Here is a 2,808-nt window from a genome sequence, read left to right on the forward strand (position 1 = left end):
AGCCCGGGGGCGTGCCCCCGGTTACGGGAAGGGGCGGGGCGGGGGAGAGCCTCACGCCCGAGGAGCTCCGTACGCTCGCCTCCTGGGACCGCGATCTCGACGCCCTCACCGGTGAGCTGCGGCGCGCCCGCGCCACCGTCCGCGACGTACCCGTACCGCCGTCCCTCTCCGCCTCCCAGCTCCTCCGTCTCGCCGCCGATCCCGACGGTTTCGCCCGTGAGCTGGCCCGGCCCATGCCGCGTCCGCCGCAGCCCGCCGCCCGCAGAGGCACGCGGTTCCACGCCTGGGTGGAGTCCAGATTCGAGGAGCTCCCGCTGCCGATGCTCGGCCCCGACGAGCTGCCCGGCGGCGAGGAGGACGAGCCGGAGATCGCCGACGAGCGTGATCTGGCCGCGCTCAAGGCGGCCTTCGAGCGCACTCCGTACGCCCGGCGCACGCCGTACCGCGTGGAGGCGCCCTTCCATCTCACTCTCGCGGGCCGGATGATCCGAGGCCGTATCGATGCCGTCTACCGCCATGCCCGCACCGACCAGGAGACCGGCTCGGAGACGTACACGTACGAGATCGTGGACTGGAAGACCAGCCGGGCCCGTACCGCCGACCCTCTCCAGCTTGCCGTCTACCGGCTCGCCTGGGCCGAGCAGCACGGTCTTCCGCTGACGGCCGTGACGGCCGCGTTCCTCTACGTACGGACCGGCGAGGTCGTACGTCCCGAGCGCCTTCCCGGCCGCCCGGAGCTGGAACGCGTCCTGACCGGAGGCCCGCCAGGCCCGGACGCCGACATGCCCACGGACGAGGGATCCCAGGAACCGGCAGACCGGACCGCTCCCGGAGCCCGTTAGGCTCGACATCATGAGCGACACCCCGGACAGCGTCGTCCGTACGTACATCCGCACCCACCGCGCGGCTTTCCTCGACGACCTCGCCGACTGGCTGCGCATTCCGTCCGTATCGGCACAGCCCGACCACGACGCCGATGTACGGCGCAGCGCCGACTGGCTCGCCGAGAAGCTCAAGGAGACCGGCTTCCCGGTCGCCGAGATCTGGGACACTCCGGGCGCGCCCGCCGTCTTCGCCGAGTGGCCCTCCGCCGACGCGGACGCTCCCACCGTGCTGGTCTACGGCCACCACGACGTCCAGCCGGCCGCCCGCGAGGACGGCTGGCACACGGATCCCTTCGAGCCCGTCGTACGGGACGGCCGGATGTACGGGCGCGGCGCCGCCGATGACAAGGGACAGGTGTTCTTCCACACGCTCGGGGTACGGGCGCATCTCGCCGCCACCGGCCGTACCACTCCCGCCGTCCATCTCAAGCTCCTCATCGAGGGCGAGGAGGAGTCGGGCTCTCCGCACTTCCGCGCCCTGGCCGAGCGGCACGCGGACCGGCTGGCCGCCGACGCGGTGATCGTCTCCGACACCGGCATGTGGTCCGAGTCCACGCCGACGGTCTGCACCGGTATGCGCGGCCTGGCCGACTGCGAGATCGAGCTGTACGGCCCCGACCAGGACATCCACTCCGGCTCCTTCGGCGGCGCCGTCCCGAATCCGGCCACCGTCGCCGCCCGTCTTGTCGCCGCCCTGCACGACGAGCACGAGCGCGTCACCGTCCCGGGCTTCTACGACGGCGTCGCCGAGCTCGACGACACCGAGCGCGCGCTCCTCGCGGAGCTGCCCTTCTCCGAGGAGGAGTGGCTCCGTACGGCCAGGTCCCACGGCACTCTCGGGGAGGCCGGTTACTCCACCCTGGAGCGCGTCTGGGCGCGCCCGACCGCCGAGGTCAACGGCATCGCGGGCGGCTACCAGGGCCCCGGCGGCAAGACGATCATCCCGTCCTCCGCCCAGCTCAAGCTGTCGTTCCGGCTGGTCGCGGGCCAGGATCCGGAGCGTGTCGAGCGTTCCGTACGCGACTGGATCGAGGCCCGTGTCCCGGCCGGGATCCGGCACAAGATCAGCTTCGGCGCGGCCACCCGGCCCTGTCTGACTCCGCTGGACCATCCCGCGCTCCAGTCGGTCGTACGGTCCATGGGCCGCGCCTTCGGCCGACCGGTCCGCTTCACCCGCGAGGGCGGTTCGGGACCGGCCGCCGACCTCCAGGACGTGCTCGGCGCGCCCGTCCTCTTCCTGGGCATCTCCGTACCGTCCGACGGCTGGCACGCGCCGAACGAGAAGGTCGAACTGGACCTGCTGCTCAAGGGCGTGGAAACGACGGCCTACCTCTGGGGCGACCTTGCCACCGCCCTGCGCTGAGCGCGCCGAGCGCGCCGCCGAAGACTTCGCCGCACACTCCGCTGATCAGAAACCCAATCCATCCGGGGGAGTTGGAAGTACCTGTGAGCACCATCAGCAGTGACGCCACCGCACACCGACCCATCGGCCTGACCGCGCCCAGCGGTATCGACCGCGCGGCGCACCACCGGCTCGACGAGGCATGGCTGGCGGCGGCGTGGAGCCATCCGACGACCCGGGTCTTCGTGGTGTCGGGCGGCCAGGTGCTGATCGACGACACTCCGGACGGCCGTACCGAACTGGTCATGATCCCGTCCTTCGAGGCGCCCGTGACCGAGGCCCATCGCTACTTCCTCGGTACGGACGCGGAGGGCGTCCGCTATTTCGCGCTCCAGAAGGACTCGCTCCCGGGCCGGATCGACCAGTCGGCGCGGGCCGCCGGGCTGCGCGAGGCCGGCCTGCTGCTCTCCGCCCGTGACGCGGGCCTGATGGCGCACGCCGTGGCGCTGGAGAACTGGCAGCGGCTGCACCGCTTCTGCTCCCGCTGCGGCGAGCGCACCGTGATCGCGGCGGCCGGCCATA

Annotated in this window: 3 protein-coding genes; all 3 read left to right on the plus strand. The window is 72.1% G+C overall.

The genetic code is table 11. The features are described 5' to 3' along the window. A partial coding sequence (locus tag GA0115259_RS28930; protein WP_141716727.1) for a PD-(D/E)XK nuclease family protein occupies positions 1-842 on the plus strand: 842 nt, incomplete at its 5' end. Positions 843-852: 10 nt separating this feature from the next. Further along, positions 853-2,247 (plus strand): dipeptidase, encoded by a 1,395-nt coding sequence (locus tag GA0115259_RS28935; protein WP_093602491.1) that lies wholly within the window; start codon positions 853-855, stop codon positions 2,245-2,247. A gap of 71 nt (positions 2,248-2,318) precedes the next feature. Next, positions 2,319-2,808, plus strand: a 490-nt coding sequence (locus GA0115259_RS28940) for an NUDIX-like domain-containing protein (RefSeq protein WP_272921221.1), incomplete at its 3' end; no start/stop codon positions are given.

It is taken from the genome of Streptomyces sp. MnatMP-M17, from assembly GCF_900091995.1.
GTDB lineage: Bacteria > Actinomycetota > Actinomycetes > Streptomycetales > Streptomycetaceae > Streptomyces.

Bases quoted from the DNA above. Each gene is read 5' to 3' on its own strand.
- GA0115259_RS28935 (WP_093602491.1), top strand. From the start codon at position 853: ATGAGCGACACCCCGGACAGCGTCGTCCGTACGTACATCCGCACCCAC.